General features: G+C 67.0%; 16 protein-coding genes. 13 read left to right on the top strand and 3 right to left on the bottom strand.

What is annotated here, in order from left to right:
- Positions 1 to 4: 4 nt before the first annotated feature.
- From I3K84_RS18840 to I3K84_RS18780, 13 genes are all read left to right on the top strand, one after another.
- Complete coding sequence (locus I3K84_RS18840) at positions 5 to 403, top strand: TIGR03750 family conjugal transfer protein (RefSeq protein ID WP_009516221.1); 399 nt, start codon at positions 5 to 7, stop codon at positions 401 to 403.
- Positions 400 to 1092, top strand: a complete 693-nt coding sequence (locus tag I3K84_RS18835) for a PFL_4703 family integrating conjugative element protein (RefSeq protein WP_009516220.1) — start codon at positions 400 to 402, stop codon at positions 1090 to 1092. Before I3K84_RS18840 ends, I3K84_RS18835 begins: the two co-directional genes overlap by 4 nt.
- Positions 1089 to 1997 carry a TIGR03749 family integrating conjugative element protein gene (locus I3K84_RS18830; RefSeq protein ID WP_009516219.1) on the top strand — a complete coding sequence of 303 codons (909 nt, stop codon included), beginning with the start codon at positions 1089 to 1091 and terminating at the stop codon, positions 1995 to 1997. The genes I3K84_RS18835 and I3K84_RS18830 overlap by 4 nt, the downstream gene beginning before the upstream one ends.
- The gene (locus I3K84_RS18825; RefSeq protein WP_011804670.1) at positions 1987 to 3417 is read left to right on the top strand and encodes a TIGR03752 family integrating conjugative element protein; all 1431 of its coding nucleotides are present in this window, start codon (positions 1987 to 1989) and stop codon (positions 3415 to 3417) included. Before I3K84_RS18830 ends, I3K84_RS18825 begins: the two co-directional genes overlap by 11 nt.
- Complete coding sequence (locus I3K84_RS18820; protein WP_009516217.1) at positions 3398 to 3847, top strand: TIGR03751 family conjugal transfer lipoprotein; 450 nt, start codon at positions 3398 to 3400, stop codon at positions 3845 to 3847. The genes I3K84_RS18825 and I3K84_RS18820 overlap by 20 nt, the downstream gene beginning before the upstream one ends.
- Positions 3847 to 6738, top strand: a complete 2892-nt coding sequence (locus I3K84_RS18815; protein WP_196995164.1) for a conjugative transfer ATPase — start codon at positions 3847 to 3849, stop codon at positions 6736 to 6738. The genes I3K84_RS18820 and I3K84_RS18815 overlap by 1 nt, the downstream gene beginning before the upstream one ends.
- A gap of 24 nt (positions 6739 to 6762) precedes the next feature.
- The gene (locus I3K84_RS18810; RefSeq protein ID WP_196995163.1) at positions 6763 to 7527 is read left to right on the top strand and encodes a thioredoxin domain-containing protein; all 765 of its coding nucleotides are present in this window, start codon (positions 6763 to 6765) and stop codon (positions 7525 to 7527) included.
- Between the two features lie 179 nt (positions 7528 to 7706).
- Positions 7707 to 8201: a DNA repair protein RadC gene (gene radC / locus I3K84_RS18805; RefSeq protein WP_003119996.1), complete on the top strand. Its 495-nt coding sequence runs from the start codon at positions 7707 to 7709 to the stop codon at positions 8199 to 8201.
- A gap of 163 nt (positions 8202 to 8364) precedes the next feature.
- Positions 8365 to 8811, top strand: a complete 447-nt coding sequence (locus tag I3K84_RS18800; protein ID WP_011804667.1) for a TIGR03757 family integrating conjugative element protein — start codon at positions 8365 to 8367, stop codon at positions 8809 to 8811.
- Positions 8808 to 9755 carry a TIGR03756 family integrating conjugative element protein gene (locus I3K84_RS18795; RefSeq protein ID WP_196995162.1) on the top strand — a complete coding sequence of 316 codons (948 nt, stop codon included), beginning with the start codon at positions 8808 to 8810 and terminating at the stop codon, positions 9753 to 9755. Before I3K84_RS18800 ends, I3K84_RS18795 begins: the two co-directional genes overlap by 4 nt.
- 9 nt (positions 9756 to 9764) lie before the next feature.
- Positions 9765 to 11159 (top strand): integrating conjugative element protein, encoded by a 1395-nt coding sequence (locus I3K84_RS18790; protein ID WP_196995161.1) that lies wholly within the window; start codon positions 9765 to 9767, stop codon positions 11157 to 11159.
- On the top strand, positions 11156 to 11515 hold the full coding sequence (locus tag I3K84_RS18785) for a hypothetical protein (RefSeq protein WP_009518522.1): 360 nt from the start codon (positions 11156 to 11158) through the stop codon (positions 11513 to 11515). The genes I3K84_RS18790 and I3K84_RS18785 overlap by 4 nt, the downstream gene beginning before the upstream one ends.
- Before the next feature lie 14 nt (positions 11516 to 11529).
- Positions 11530 to 13047: a conjugal transfer protein TraG N-terminal domain-containing protein gene (locus I3K84_RS18780; protein WP_196995160.1), complete on the top strand. Its 1518-nt coding sequence runs from the start codon at positions 11530 to 11532 to the stop codon at positions 13045 to 13047.
- Positions 13048 to 13062: 15 nt separating this feature from the next.
- On the opposite strand, the gene I3K84_RS18775 is transcribed toward I3K84_RS18780, so the two are convergent.
- From I3K84_RS18775 to I3K84_RS18765, 3 genes are read right to left on the bottom strand one after another with little or no spacing between them, the layout of a single operon-like run.
- Positions 13063 to 13440, bottom strand: coding sequence for a DUF3742 family protein (locus I3K84_RS18775; protein ID WP_011804663.1), 378 nt, complete (start codon positions 13438 to 13440; stop codon positions 13063 to 13065).
- Between the two features lie 26 nt (positions 13441 to 13466).
- Positions 13467 to 13925 (bottom strand): type II toxin-antitoxin system YhaV family toxin, encoded by a 459-nt coding sequence (locus tag I3K84_RS18770; protein WP_011804662.1) that lies wholly within the window; start codon positions 13923 to 13925, stop codon positions 13467 to 13469.
- Entirely contained in the window at positions 13925 to 14242 is a 318-nt protein-coding gene (locus I3K84_RS18765; protein ID WP_038204260.1) for a type II toxin-antitoxin system PrlF family antitoxin, read from the bottom strand. The genes I3K84_RS18770 and I3K84_RS18765 overlap by 1 nt, the downstream gene beginning before the upstream one ends.
- Positions 14243 to 14260 lie beyond the last annotated feature (18 nt).

The raw sequence follows: 14260 nt of genomic DNA, 5'->3' as shown, positions 1-14260 counted from the left end.
CGGTATGTCCGAGCAGCAGCACGTCCGTGCGGACGGGACCGTGACGTTCCTTCCGCACCGGCTCAACCGCCATCCCGTTGTCGTGCGCGGCCTCACCGCCGATGAACTCTGGATTTGCTGCGGCCTGTCCGGCGCCGCCGGCCTGCTGGTCGGCGCGCCCCTGTCCTGGGTGTTCCGCACGATCGCGCTGGCGCCGACGTTCGTCGTCCTGGGTGTGGCGCTCGGCGTCTTCATCGGCGGCGGCATCCTGCGCCGCCTCAAGCGTGGGCGTCCCGACACTTGGCTGTATCGACAACTGCAATGGCGCATCGTCACGCGCCATCCGCTGATGGCAGGCTGGGTTGGTGGCCATGTGCTGATCTCGCGCTCGGGCTTCTGGTCCACCCGCAGGAGCATGCGATGAGCCGCTTCAAGAACGAGATCGCCCACCTGCAGGCGCACATCAAGACCTTGCGGCTGGGCGCGGGCGCGCTGGTCGTCGTTGCCCTGGTCATGGGCGGCGGCTGGTGGAGCGCGCCGCGCGACCTGACCATCCACGTCCCGCCCGACCTGCGCTCTGGCAGTACCCGCAAGTGGTGGGAGGTGCCGCCCGAATCGGTCTATGCGTTCACGTTCTACGTGTTCCAGACGTTGAACCGCTGGCCGACCAATGGCGAAGAGGACTACCCGCGCAACCTCCACACGCTCTCGCCGTACCTCACCCCATCCTGCCAGGCCTTCCTGCGGGCGGACTACGACTACCGCCGCTCCACCGGCGAGCTGCGCCAGCGCGTGCGCGGCATCTACGAGATTCCCGGCCGCGGCTATGGCGACGACCCCACGGCACGCGTGCGCACCGTGTCCGACCGCGACTGGGTGGTGACGCTGGACATCACGGCGGACGAGTACTACGGCGCCGAGCAGGTCAAGCGCGCCCTGGTGCGCTATCCGATCAAGGTCACGCGGGTGGATGTCGATCCCGCCCGCAACCCGTTCGGCCTGGCGCTGGACTGCTACGACGGCGCGCCCCAGCGCATCAGTGCACCGGAGCCGACGCGCCCGGCGCCGAGTGGCCTGTCTCCGCAAGCGCCTCAAGGAGGAAACACCCCATGAAGCACCCTGTACTCGCGCTGCTGGGACTGCTGGCCGTGGCCGCGGCACCCGTCGCCCATGCAGTGGAAATCCTGCGCTGGGAGCGCATGCCGCTGGCAGTGCCGCTGAAGGTCGGTCAGGAACGCATCGTGTTCATCGACCGGGACGTGCGCGTGGGCGTGCCCGCGGGCGTGGGCGAGCGCCTCCGCGTACAGAGCGCGGGCGGCGCGGTGTACCTGCGCGCCAGCGAGCCGATCGAGCCCACGCGGTTGCAACTGCAGGACGCCGACACGGGCGCGCTGATCCTGCTGGACATCGCGGCCGAACCACCCAAGGACGGCGAGGCCGAGCTGGAGCCGGTGCGCATCGTCGAGGGCAGCAGCACTCCAGCGCGCTACGGCGATCAGGCAGGCGGCGCCGACGATGCCCCAGCACGTGCCCAGGCAGGTGCTCGGACCGCGCGGCGCGAAACCCCGGTCCCTGTCGTCCTGACGCGCTTCGCCGCGCAGAACCTCTACGCGCCGTTGCGCACCGTGGAGCCGCTGCCGGGCGTCATGCGGGTCAACCTGCCCCGCGACCTCGACCTGGACACACTGATGCCAACGCTGCCCGTGCGCGCGGTCGCGCTCGCGTCGTGGCGCCTGGAGGACCAGTGGGTCACAGCCGTGCGCCTGACCAACGGCAGCGGCGGCTGGATCACGCTCGACCCGCGCGTGCTGCAAGGCGATTTCCTCACCGCCACCTTCCAGCACGAGGCGCTGGGCCCGCGCGGCACGCCCGAGGACACGACCGTCCTGTACCTGGTCACGCGCGGCCGCGGCCTCGCGCAGTCGCTGCTGCCGGCGATTCACCGCTTCGACCCTGCCCTGCATCTGCCGCAGCCGGACGGCGACGAGAACACCAAGGAGGCCCGCCATGCGCAGTAACGGCCTGCTCAAGTGGCTGATGATCCCTGTCGCCATCCTGGTGCTGTTCGTCGGTATCCGGCTGTTCTCGGGTGGAGGCAGCACGGCGCCACCCGCGGAGGACAACGGCGCCCAGCTCACGCCCGATGAAATGAAGGCTCTCGGCATCGAGGGCGATACCCCGCGCGACACCGTGGCGACCTTGGTGGCGCAGGTGAAGCAGTTGCGCACCGAGCTTCAGACCGCGCTCTCGGACAACAAGTCCCAGCGTGAAGAGAACCAGCGGCTGCGTCAGCGCGAAAACTCCATCGACCAGCGCATCAACTCGGCGCTCGAATCCGAGCGGTCCAACCTGCGCCGCGACCAGGAGCAGGCGGCCAGCGCGCGCCAGCAGACCGAAGGGCTGCTCGCCGACCTGCAGCGGCGCCTGGACAGCATCGGCGGGCGCGGCGGCGGCCATGCGGACCTGCCCGTGGGCCTGGGGCTGCAGGGCGGCGACGAGGCCGGCATGGAGGGCGGCGTGCGGTGGGTCGAGCCGGACGACGCAAAGCCCGCCGAGGGGCGCAACGGGGGGCGTGGCGCGAGCGGCGGCATGAGCTTCCCCACGAGCTTCGGCCCGGCGCAGAGCACGCTCGAAACCACCGCGGAAACCGTGGCCAACGCGGGCGCCCGCGCCGCCGGGGTCAAGAGTGCCAAGCCGGTCTATACCGTGCCGACCAACTCGACGCTGATGGGATCGGTGGCGATGACGGCCCTGATCGGCCGCGTGCCGATCGACGGCACGGTCAACGATCCCTATCCGTTCAAAGTCCTGGTCGGGCCGGACAACCTGACCGCCAATGGCATCGACATTCCCGACGTGGCCGGCGCCGTGTTCAGCGGCACCGCCTCGGGCGACTGGACGCTGTCGTGCGTGCGCGGTCAGGTGCGCAGCATCACGTTCGTCTTCCACGACGGCACGATCCGCACGATCCCCGAAGACCGCGAGGGCAACCAGCAGGACAACCAACAGCAGAACTCTCAAAGTGGGGGCTTGGGCTGGATCAGCGATCCCCACGGCATCCCGTGCGTCAGCGGCGAGCGGCGCAGCAACGCCCAGCAATACCTCGGCTCGCAGGCCCTGATCACCGCGGCCGGTGCCGGTGTGGCCTCGCTCATCGAGAGCGACAGCGGCCGCATGTCCTATGTCGGCTCGGACGGCTCCATCGGCACCGTGGGCATCACCGGCCAGGAAGCGGTCGGCCAGATTCTGGCGGGCGGCGTGCGGGACATGTCGGCCTGGGTCAACAAGTTGTACGGCCAGGCATTCGCCGCCGTCTATGTCCAACCCGGCGCCAAGGTGGCCGTCCACCTCGAAAAGCCGCTCGCCATCGACTTCGATCCCGAAGGCCGCAAGGTCGATCACCGCGCAGGAAAAAGCCATGCACTCGAACTTGACTAACCTGGCCCGTGGCCTGGCACTGGCCCTCGCCGTCGCGGTGCTTGGCGGCTGCGCCACCAGCAAGGAAAAGCTGCTGACCCACGGTGACCGCACGATGATGGACATCTGGCAGCAGGAGGCCGGCGACGGCGGTGGCGCAGCCGGACGGAACGCCGGCCGCCAGCTGCTCGACGCGCGCCAGAGCCTGCGTCGGCCCCTGACCGACGCCGACGTGCAGGCCGCACCTGTCGAGCAGATGCGCTACACGCGCACCGCGCGCAATGAGGTCCACCGCCAGTTCCAGCGCCTGCCCAATCCCGATCTCGTGATGTACGTGTACCCGCACCTGGCCGGCACCGATCCCGTGCCGGTGCCCGGCTACACCACCGTCTTCCCGCTCTACCAGCGCATCCAGTACGCGATGCCGGGCGAGCGCGTGGAGGACTACTGATGCGGTGGAAACTCCCATGGCCGAAGCTGGCCGGCGCCGGCTCCAGTAGCCCGGCCAGCGATGAGCAGCCGGACAGCTGGCAGCGCCACGTCGAGGCCTTGCGCCAGGCCGGCATCCCCGAACCCGGTTCGGCAGTCCACGGCCGCAAGCCAGCGACCGTGGCCGACGAGCAGGCGCTGTACGACGTTGCGCCGTCCTTCGTGGAACTGCTGCCCTGGGTGGAGTTCATGCCCGAGTCGAAATCGATGCTCCTGGAGGACGGCCAATCGGTGGCGGCGTTCTACGAGCTGGTGCCGCTGGGCACCGAAGGCCGGGAACCCGGCTGGCTCGCGCATGCCCGCGACGCCCTGGAAAACGCACTCCAAGACAGTTTCGATGAACTGGACGAGAACCCCTGGGTGCTCCAGCTCTATGCCCAGGACGAACCGAGCTTCGACCAGTACATGCAGACGCTGCGCGACTACGTGCAGCCACGTGCGCGCGGCTCGGCGTTCACCGAGTTCTACCTGCGCTTCTTCGGCCACCACATGCGCGCTGTGGCCAAGCCCGGCGGCCTGTTCGAGGACACGGTGGTCACGCGGCTGCGCTGGCGCGGCCAGACGCGGCGCGTGCGCATGGTGGTGTACCGCCGCGCGAGCGGTCAGGGACAGGCAAACCGCCGCGGCCAGACACCCGAGCAGATGCTGGGCATCGTTTGCGATCGCCTGTGCGGCGGGCTGGCGAATGCCGGCATCCAGGCCCGGCGCATGGTTGCAGCGGACGTTCACGACTGGCTGCTGCGATGGTTCAACCCGCGCCCCACGCTGCTCGGTCCTGGGGCGGAGGACCGGGAGCGCTTCTACTCGCTGGCGCGCTACCCGGACAGTACCGAGGAAAGCGAGGCCGGCGAGATCGAGCTGGCGAGCGGGCGGGATTTCAGCCAGCGGCTGTTCTTTGGGCAGCCGCGCTCGGACGTGGCGCAAGGGGCCTGGTACTTCGACGGCATGCCGCACCGCGTGCTGATCACCGACCGGCTGCGCATGCCGCCCGGCACGGGGCACCTGACCGGCGAGACCCGCAAGGGGGACGCGATCAACACGCTGTTCGACCAGATGCCCGAGGACACCTTGATGTGTCTCACGATGGTCGCCACGCCGCAGGATGTCCTGGAATCGGATCTGAACCACCTGGCGAAGAAGGCCGTGGGCGAGACGCTGGCGTCGGAGCAGACCCTCAAGGACGTGCACGAGGCCCGCTCCCTGATCGGCAGCGCGCACAAGCTCTACCGGGGCACGCTGGCGTTCTACCTGCGCGGGCGCGACGAGGCGGAACTGGATCGGCGCGGCCTGGACCTCGCGAACGTCATGCTCAACGCCGGCTTGCAACCGGTGCGCGAGGACGACGAGGTGGCGCCGCTCAACAGCTACCTGCGCTGGCTGCCGTGCTGCTACAACCCCGGCAAGGATCGGCGCCGCTGGTACACGCAGCTGATGTTCGCCCAGCACGCGGCGAACCTGTCGCCGGTGTGGGGCCGCGCCCAGGGCACGGGGCACCCCGGCATCACGATGTTCAATCGCGGAGGCGGCCCGATTACGTTCGACCCCTTGAACAGGTTGGATCGGCAGATGAATGCCCATCTGTTTCTGTTTGGCCCTACGGGCTCGGGCAAGTCCGCCACGCTCAACAACCTGCTGAACCAGGTGACGGCCATCTACCGGCCGCGGCTTTTCATCGTGGAAGCCGGCAACAGCTTCGGCCTGTTCAGCGACTTCGCGCGGCGCCTGGGCCTGACCGTGAACCGGGTCAAGCTGGCCCCCGGATCGGGCATCAGCCTGGCGCCGTTCGCCGACGCACGCCGGCTGATCGAAACGCCCAGCGACGTGCAGACGCTCGATGCCGATGCCCTGGACGAAGACCAGCCACCGGATGCCTCGGCCATGGAGGCGGATGAGCAGCGCGACGTGCTCGGCGAACTGGAGATCACGGCACGGCTGATGATCACGGGCGGCGAAGACAAGGAAGAAGCGCGGATGACGCGGGCCGACCGCTCGCTGATCCGCCAGTGCATCCTCGACGCCGCCGAACATTGCGTGGCGGAGAAGCGCACCGTGCTCACGCGCGATGTGCGCAATGCACTGCGCATCCGTGGCCAGGACCCGACGTTGCCCGAGATGCGGCGCGTGCGGCTGCTGGAGATGGCGGACGCGATGGACATGTTCTGCCAAGGCACGGACGGCGAGATGTTCGACCGCGACGGCACGCCGTGGCCCGAGGCCGACATCACGCTGGTCGATCTGGCGACCTACGCCCGCGAGGGCTACAACGCGCAGCTCTCGATCGCGTACATCAGCCTCATCAGCACGGTGAACAACATCGCGGAGCGTGACCAGTATCTCGGCCGCCCGATCATCAACGTGACCGACGAAGGCCACGTGATCACCAAGAACCCGCTGCTCGCGCCGTATACCGTGAAAATTACAAAAATGTGGCGCAAGCTGGGGGCCTGGTACTGGCTAGCTACACAAAATATTGACGACCTACCGCGCGCCGCGGAGCCGATGCTCAACATGATCGAGTGGTGGATCTGCCTGTCGATGCCCCCCGATGAAGTGGAGAAGATCGCGCGGTTCCGCGAACTGAGCCAAGCGCAGAAAGCGCTGATGCTCTCGGCACGCAAGGAAGCGGGCAAGTTCACCGAGGGCGTCATCCTCTCCAAGAGCATGGAGGTGCTCTTCCGCGCCGTGCCGCCGAGCCTGTATCTCGCGCTCGCGCAGACCGAACCCGAGGAGAAGGCAGAACGCTACCAACTCATGCAGCAGCACGGCGTCAGCGAGTTGGATGCCGCCTTCAAGGTGGCCGAGAAGATCGACCGGGCACGCGGCATCGAGTCGCCGGCCCTGGACCTGCCCTGAATCTGCCGTACACCGGAGAACGCCATGGAACAGAAACGCCCATCCATTCCGATGCAGGTCCAGGCGTTCCGTCGTCGGCGCTGGCAGTTCCGCTGGCCCTGGGCATTGGCCGCGGTGCTGGTTGCGCTGCTGCTGATCTGGCTCGTGTCCCGTTGGCCCGGGCAGTCCACGCCTCAGACTTCAGCGCCAGTCAGCGACACGCAGGTGGCTGGGCCTCCGTGGCAGATGGGCAATCCGGAAGGGCGTTTCACGCTGACGCTCTACGCGGACCTCGAATGCCCGTTCTGCCGGTCCTATTTTCCAGTGCTCAAGCGTTGGGTGGCCGGCAATGCGGACGTGACCTTGCAATGGCACCACCTGCCGTTGGCCGCGCATGAGCCAGCCGCGTCCGCCGAAGCGCGCCTGGCGGAATGCGCGGGCGAAGCCGGCGGCCGCGCCGCCTTTTGGCAAGCCGTCGAATGGGTCTATGCCCACACGCGGAGCGACGGCCAGGGCTTGCCTGAAGGGCTGCGCTACCCCGACCTCACTCCAGCGATCGAGCAGTGTCTGGCGAGCGAGCGGCCCGATGCACCGATCCGCGCCCAGACGGCGGAAGCCACGAACAGCGGCGTGATCGCCACGCCATCGCTGCGGCTGCACGATCGCGAAACCGGCAAGGCGATCCTGCTGCAGGGCCCGATCGAGGGCGATGCCTTGCTGTCGGCCATGGACATGCTCGCGGCCGGCGATCCCGCCGCCATACCCACATCGGAAATGCCTGCCGACGTCGTCGGCGACATGCCCAGGTAGCCCCGGTCTTCAAGGCTACGGCGCAGTCCACTGCGCTGACCGAAACCCGTTCGCCTCGCATCCTGGCCGCGAACGGTCACTGCAATCGCGGTGATGGATGCATCTTTTCATTCTCATCCCCAGGAGGGCTTGCCCTCCCAGGGCGCGCGCCCTCCGATCTCACCGTCTGGAGGTTCGCCATGTCTTTCGTCGTCAATGACTCCTGCCTGGAGTCGCTTTCCGCCATCGCTGCCCAACACGAGGACTGGATCATCCAGCAAGCCATCGTGCTGCTGGAGAGACGGATTTTCAAAGCTGGGCCGTGCCTCAGCCGACCGGCCGCTGTGCGGGACTACCTGCGTCTGAAACTGGTCGCCGAGCCCAATGAGATATTCGCCGCTGTGTTCCTGGACAGCATGCACCAGGTGCTGGCCTACGAGCCGTTGTTCAGGGGCACGATCAACTCGACTTCGGTCTATCCGCGTGTCGTCGTACAGCGTGTGCTGGAGTTGAATGCCGCCGCGGTGGTCTTCGCCCACCAGCACCCCTCGGGTATCACCGAGCCGTCAAGCGCGGATCGCATGCTGACCCAGCAACTGCAAGCCGCACTCGCGCTCATCGATGTGCGGGTACTGGATCACATCATCATCGGCCAGGGCGCCCCGTTCTCCTTTGCGGAGTCCGGCCTGCTGTAAAGGTTGCACTGCTTCGTTGATCAGCGCGGAGGCTTCGGCCTCCGCTTTTTCTTCGTGGCGACACAAGCAGCTATGCGGGGTGGCCGCGATGCGCATTGTTTGTTGGGCCCGCATGGGGTTCGGCGTTTGACTATGGCCCTGATCAACTTCCGGGGCGCATGACATGCCAGCAGCTTTTATCCGGTTCGCACCAAGCTGGCGAACCCTTGGCCTGGCCGTAGCGCTGCCGGTGTCTCTGGCGGTGTTCAGCCCGGCCACCTTCGCCGCCGACGTGGTGGTCGTCACCGACAGCCGCCACCCGGTCAAGACCATGGGTGGCGAGCGACTGATCGAGTTGGACGAAACGCCCCGGATGGAGGCCGAGCTTTCCGCGAATCTTCCAGCCGACCCTGAGCGGGCAGCAGCCATCGTCCGGCAAGGCCTGAACCAGGGAGGCGCCGACCTTCAGCGCCGCATCGCGATGGCCTACCAAGGCGTGACCGACGCATGGAGTTTGGGTGTCACGACCATCCCGGCCGTGGTGGTGGACCAGCGCTATGTGGTCTATGGCGAGCCGGACGTCGCCCGCGCCATCGCGCGCATCAAGCAGCACCGGAGGGCGCAGCCATGACGCGCCCATTCGATCTGCTGCGCCGCCTGCGCGTGCCCGTGGCCTCGCTGCTGCTGGCCACCGCCACAGGCAGCTACGCCTTGAACACCGCCACGATCGTCTCGTCCGTCATGTCGCCGGACTGCCTGGAGTACCGGGTGGTGGGCATCTGCTACTGGCTGTACTGCACCTATGGCGGCTGCTCGGTGCGCACGTCGGTCAAGGTCAGGCACTACGTGCCCGATGCGGTCGTCTCCAGCTACAGCAACACCGGAGAGAACCCCTGGGTCGAAGTGCGAGCGATGAGCATGCCGAACGCCTCGGCCCAGGCAGGCGGCGACGGCACCACCAACGAAGACCACGAAAACAACCTCGCCAAATTCAAGAACGCCGATGTCATCGGCCATCCCGGCGGCGAGGTGTTCAACCAGTTCGCCTCGTCCTCGGGCTATTTTTGCCAAGGCGCGGGAACGGCCTTCATGCCGTATCTGCTCAGCACCTTGGACACGCTGGCCTGGCGCTACAACGTGCCCGAGATGGCCTACCCGGAGGCGTTGATTCCGGGCATGCGTGAGGTCGGTGCGCGCACCACGATGAACCTCTGGGGCAATGTCTATCCACGCGGTGGCTTCCTGCACCAGACCGACGACCACAAATCCGGGGCGGTGGTGGCCCAGCGCGCGGGCGATGTCGTCACGCGCCGCGGGCAGTTGCACGTGTACCAGCCACTGCTCGCCAACGCCCGTGACGGCTACTGGCCGGCCGGGGCGCTGGTCGAAGGCGATACCTCCACCGGGAAGTGGCAGGAGCTGACCCCTCGTCTGTCGAACACCTGCGTGGTCTTCCCCCACAGCGGCACGCTGACCCAGGCCCAGCAAGGCGACTACGCCTGGGCGCTGTGGCGGCCGTATGCCTGCTGCGAACGCCGCGGGCAGGTGTTCCTGGGCAGCGTCGATTTCCTCTGAGGTGCCACGATGAAGCGTCCTGAACCGATGAACCTTTCCGCCAAGGCGTGCTACTTGCTGCGCCCGACGGCGCTGGCCGGCACGCTCGCTCTGGTCTGCGGCCTGGCGTGGGCGCAGGTCGGATACCAGAACAGCGGCCCCGTCATTGGCGATGACGTCATGTACTCGATCGGAGGCGGCAGCGCGGTGTCCATGGGCCGCGCGGCTGGCATGCGCTCCATCGGGGTCGGCTTGGGGTGGAACAGCAACCTGATCTGCGGCGACATGAGCATCCAGACCACGCTGCGCAACCAGCTCAACGGCATCACGAACGGCTTCCAGCAGATCATGAGCAACGTGATCCAGAGCGCCACCAGCGCGGTGGCGTCCCTGCCGGCGCTGATCATTCAGCGCGCCGATCCCGGCCTGTACAACCTGCTGACCAACGGCGTGCTGCAGGCGCGGCTGGACTTCGACCGCTCCAAGCTGACGTGCCGCGCGATGGCCGAGAAGATGGCCGAGACGGCGGGCGGCCAGCTTGGCTGGAGCCAGATGGCCGAAGGCATGGCCCTGCGTGACGCGGTTGGCAGCAACGATGCCGTTTCGGCCGTCGAGCAGGCTGAGACGCGCCGCGGCAACGACGGCGTTCCCTGGGTGGGCGGCAGCAATGCCGGTGGCGCAGGCCAGTCCGCCATTCGGGTGGTCGGCGACGTCACCCGCGCGGGCTACAACCTGGTCAACGGGCGCGGCGTGACGGACACATCCTCCATCGCGCTCGCCAGTTGCGCGAGCCTGTCCTGCCAGACCTGGACGTCGCCGCAGCAGGCGACCGAATGGGCCACCCGGGTCCTCGGGGAACAGGTGCAGCGCACGTGCGATTCCTGCACCAAGACCGAGACGGTGCCCGGCGTCGGGCTGACGCCGCTGATCCAGGAGGAGTACGAAGCCAAACTGGAAGTCTTGCAGGAACTGGTTTCCGGCACGCGTAATACCACCTTCGAGAACTTGCGCGAGGCCGGCAGCACGTCGCTGCCGATCACCCGCGGCGTGATCGAGGCGCTGCGCGACGAGCCGGACCAGGACCTGCTGGCGCGGCGCCTTGCGTCCGAGGTGGCGCTGTCGTCGGTGCTGGAGAAGGCCTTGTTGCTCCAGCGCACGCTGCTCACGGGAAAGAAGGAGCCCAACGTGGCGGCCAACGAGTTGGCGGTCGAGGCTGTGAACCACGAGAGCGACACGCTCGACCGGGAGATCCGCAACCTGAAAACGGAGCTGGAGCTGCGCCGCGAGCTGGCGAACAACTCGCCGATGGCGATCATCCAGCGCCATGGTACGCGCGCGGCCGGCTCGCGCGGCATCTACGAGGGCGATCCGGTGCCCGACCGCCTCGACCAGTTGCAGAAGGGCAATCCGGGAGTCAGGCCATGAGCGCAATGCGCATGACCTGGCGCCCCTTGCGCTGGCTGTTCAGCCGGCGCGCGGCGAAAGCACTGCTGTGGGCGGTGGTGATCGTCGCCGCTGCGGTGGGGGCCAACGTCGCCGGCATCTACCTGGTCGGGAGCGTGGCCGGCTGGGAGCGGTGGCTCGCGGCCGCATCGGGCTACTTCTTCGTGTGGCGGTTGTGCCTGTACGGGGCGACGGCCTATGGCTGGGTCTGGATGCGGCGCCGGCTGCTGGTACGTGAGGACGACGCCCAGGCGCGGCGCCGCCTGGTGCGCACCGAGGTCGCGGGCGTCGTCGCCATCGTGGCGCTGGAAGCCAGCCTGCTGATGCAGGCCGGTTGAGGGGAGATGGCGCGATGACGCTTTTCACGACCGACTACCTGGAGTACTACCTGACGCTGGTGTCCTGGATCGTCAACAACGGCATCTGGGCGGTGCTGGTATCCAGCGGGGTATTCGCGCTGCCTTTCGTCGCCATCATCGTGCAGGAGTGGTTGAAGGCCCGTGCGGAAGGTGCCGACGAGGGCAATAAAGGCGTGCTGAGCGCCGCCCGCATCGAGAACCGGGTCTTCGTCGCCATCGTGGTGGTGATGTTCGCCGGCATTCCGTTCATCGACGTGGACCTGAACACCATCCAGTACGACAGCTCGCGCTCGGCCCAGTGCCAGGTCAGCGTGGCGCAGCCCGCGGATACCGGCTGGTCGCAGTCCTTCAGCACCATCAACAACCAGTCGGCGAAGGTGCCGGTGTGGTGGGCGTTCATGCACGCGCTCTCGCGCGCCGTCACGGGCGCTTCGGTGGCGGCAATCCCGTGCGGCACGGACCTGCGGCAGATGCGCATGGAGATCGACGCCACGCGCATCGATGATCCGGTGCTGGCTCAGGAAGTAGCGGATTTCTCTCGGGATTGCTATGGGCCTGCACGGGCCAAATTGTTCATGCAGCGCCCTCAACTTGATGAGCAGCAGATGCACGACGTGACCTGGATCGGATCGCGGTTCTTCACCGACACGAACGGCTACTACGACACGTATCGCTCCAGCACGCCGCGCGATGACTGGCCCTATGACAGCAACCGCGACGCCGGGCTGGCCCAGGTATCCAGTGGCGGTGGCTACCCGACCTGCAGGCAATGGTGGGCTGATGGCAGCAATGGCCTGCGGGCACGCCTGCTGGGACAGGTGGACCCGAGCCTGCTCAATCGGCTGGCGGGCTGGGCCGGGTTCCTGAGCCGGGCCGAGGTGGACGACTCGGTGATCCGCACCATCGCGTCGCCGAGGCAGCAGAAGTTGAACCAGGGCAGCGTCTATACGGACTACGGCGGCCAGATCGACAAGACCTTGCCGAACATCGTGACGCGGGCCACGGGAGACGTTGGGATGGCAGTCGGCGCGCTTGCGGCATTTCCCGCCATGGACGTTGTGAGACAGGCCCTGCCCATGGTGCTCGCCTTGCTCAAGATGGCGCTGGTCATCTGCATCCCGCTCGTGCTGGTTGTGGGCACCTATGACCTGAAGACGGTCGTCACGGTCAGCGTCGTGCAGTTCGCGCTGTTCTTCACGGACTTCTGGTTTCAGCTTGCGCGCTGGATCGATTCGACGATCCTGGACGCACTTTATGGCTGGGGGTTCGGCTGGAACCGGCCGCACACCAATTTCGACCCGTTGGTAGGACTGAACAACGCCTTCGGTGACATGCTCCTGATGTTCGTCACGGGCACGATGTTTCTGGTCCTGCCGACGTTTTGGGTCGCTGCCTTGGGGTGGGTCGGAGTTAAGGCTGGGGTGATTGCTCAGAACCTTGCTGTCGGCTCCAAGGAAGCGCGTGATAGCGCCGGGTCAGGTGCAAACAAGGTAGCCGGCAAGGTTCTGTGACGGACAGGCCAAATCTCAGTCATCGAACGGATCGTTCGGGTCGTGAGGGTCGAGCCGCTGGCCATTGGAAGAATACAGGCCAAAGCCCGCCTCGCCATTGCGCAGTTCATCCTGTTGCGCCCAGCGGTCGTCATCTCTAGCCGAATTGCCAGCCATCCATGCCGCCGCAACGCCCAGCAGTAGTAACACCGCCAGCCAGAAGGTGGTGTACAGCAGCACCCCGAGCGCAACCAGCTTGACCACCCACACGAGCGCGGTGGCACCGGCCGCCGGCATCCCCTTGGACACCAACCAGCTCGATACCCGGCGTTCGCCGCGCACGTAGGCACGCCATCCGCGACCCAAGGCGCGGCCGAGTCGTTCTGCGGTACTGATGCGGGTCGTGGTGGTCATGGTCGTCTCCTGCTACTGAGGGATGCCTATTCCAGTTTGCTCCAATCCTGCTTGCTTGCCTGTATCAGCGCGTGCCAGTCGTCTGGCGGGTTCCCGCGTCCGAGCATCTTCTCGAAGACGACATACGGGTCCGACTTGCTACCCGAAGACCGCAGGGTCTGTTCATCGTTGACCCAGGCGTACACGATGACCTTCGCCTTCGAGTCGTACCGGAAGAACAGCCGGAACCGCCTTCCGATTTTGGCCCTTCGCCAGTGGCGGTGGGCCGATCCCAAGGTATTGCCCTGACGGTACTCGTCGCGTGCCGGATCGCCTGGCACTACTTCCAACATCAACTGGCTCAAGGCCCGGAACAGCTTGACGTTGGCATTGGACTCGAAGCCTTTCGGGTCGTTCTCCTGCGCGCGCCTCGCGGCCGCTTGCAGTTTCTGCAACGGCTCAATCACGCAGTCGTGGAAGAGCAGCGTCCAGCCATGCCGTTGCATCAGAGTTCCACTTCCCCGTCGATCTCCTCGTCCAGGTTCACGCCATGGCCAGCATGCTCCAGCATGGCGCGGGCCAGATCCTCGGGCAGGCCCTGGACGTTCCGGCCAGCTTCGATGTCGCGGGCCAGCAGGCTCAGGAACGCGCCGATGGCGGGGTCCTCGTGCTCGGCATCGACACGGGTGACGACGACTTCGCTGCCCCGCAGATCGAACGCGAGCTTGCCGCCGGCATCAACGCCCAGCGCCTGCCGGATAGGCTTGGGCAGCGTGACCTGGCCCTTGGAGGTCAACGTGGCGACTTCGTGGATGGCAGGCATGGCGGCTCTCCTGATTGC

The organism is Diaphorobacter sp. JS3051 (genome assembly GCF_015832135.1).
Classification (GTDB): domain Bacteria; phylum Pseudomonadota; class Gammaproteobacteria; order Burkholderiales; family Burkholderiaceae_C; genus Diaphorobacter; species Diaphorobacter nitroreducens.
This window is presented reverse-complemented; position numbering and strand designations above follow the sequence as displayed.

Bases quoted from the DNA above. Each gene is read 5' to 3' on its own strand.
- I3K84_RS18775 (WP_011804663.1), bottom strand. From the start codon at position 13,440: ATGACCACCACGACCCGCATCAGTACCGCAGAACGACTCGGCCGCGCC.
- I3K84_RS18830 (WP_009516219.1), top strand. From the start codon at position 1,089: ATGAAGCACCCTGTACTCGCGCTGCTGGGACTGCTGGCCGTGGCCGCG.
- radC (WP_003119996.1), top strand. From the start codon at position 7,707: ATGTCTTTCGTCGTCAATGACTCCTGCCTGGAGTCGCTTTCCGCCATC.
- I3K84_RS18815 (WP_196995164.1), top strand. From the start codon at position 3,847: ATGCGGTGGAAACTCCCATGGCCGAAGCTGGCCGGCGCCGGCTCCAGT.
- I3K84_RS18785 (WP_009518522.1), top strand. From the start codon at position 11,156: ATGAGCGCAATGCGCATGACCTGGCGCCCCTTGCGCTGGCTGTTCAGC.
- I3K84_RS18780 (WP_196995160.1), top strand. From the start codon at position 11,530: ATGACGCTTTTCACGACCGACTACCTGGAGTACTACCTGACGCTGGTG.
- I3K84_RS18820 (WP_009516217.1), top strand. From the start codon at position 3,398: ATGCACTCGAACTTGACTAACCTGGCCCGTGGCCTGGCACTGGCCCTC.
- I3K84_RS18825 (WP_011804670.1), top strand. From the start codon at position 1,987: ATGCGCAGTAACGGCCTGCTCAAGTGGCTGATGATCCCTGTCGCCATC.
- I3K84_RS18810 (WP_196995163.1), top strand. From the start codon at position 6,763: ATGGAACAGAAACGCCCATCCATTCCGATGCAGGTCCAGGCGTTCCGT.
- I3K84_RS18790 (WP_196995161.1), top strand. From the start codon at position 9,765: ATGAAGCGTCCTGAACCGATGAACCTTTCCGCCAAGGCGTGCTACTTG.
- I3K84_RS18835 (WP_009516220.1), top strand. From the start codon at position 400: ATGAGCCGCTTCAAGAACGAGATCGCCCACCTGCAGGCGCACATCAAG.
- I3K84_RS18765 (WP_038204260.1), bottom strand. From the start codon at position 14,242: ATGCCTGCCATCCACGAAGTCGCCACGTTGACCTCCAAGGGCCAGGTC.
- I3K84_RS18770 (WP_011804662.1), bottom strand. From the start codon at position 13,925: ATGCAACGGCATGGCTGGACGCTGCTCTTCCACGACTGCGTGATTGAG.
- I3K84_RS18800 (WP_011804667.1), top strand. From the start codon at position 8,365: ATGCCAGCAGCTTTTATCCGGTTCGCACCAAGCTGGCGAACCCTTGGC.
- I3K84_RS18840 (WP_009516221.1), top strand. From the start codon at position 5: ATGTCCGAGCAGCAGCACGTCCGTGCGGACGGGACCGTGACGTTCCTT.
- I3K84_RS18795 (WP_196995162.1), top strand. From the start codon at position 8,808: ATGACGCGCCCATTCGATCTGCTGCGCCGCCTGCGCGTGCCCGTGGCC.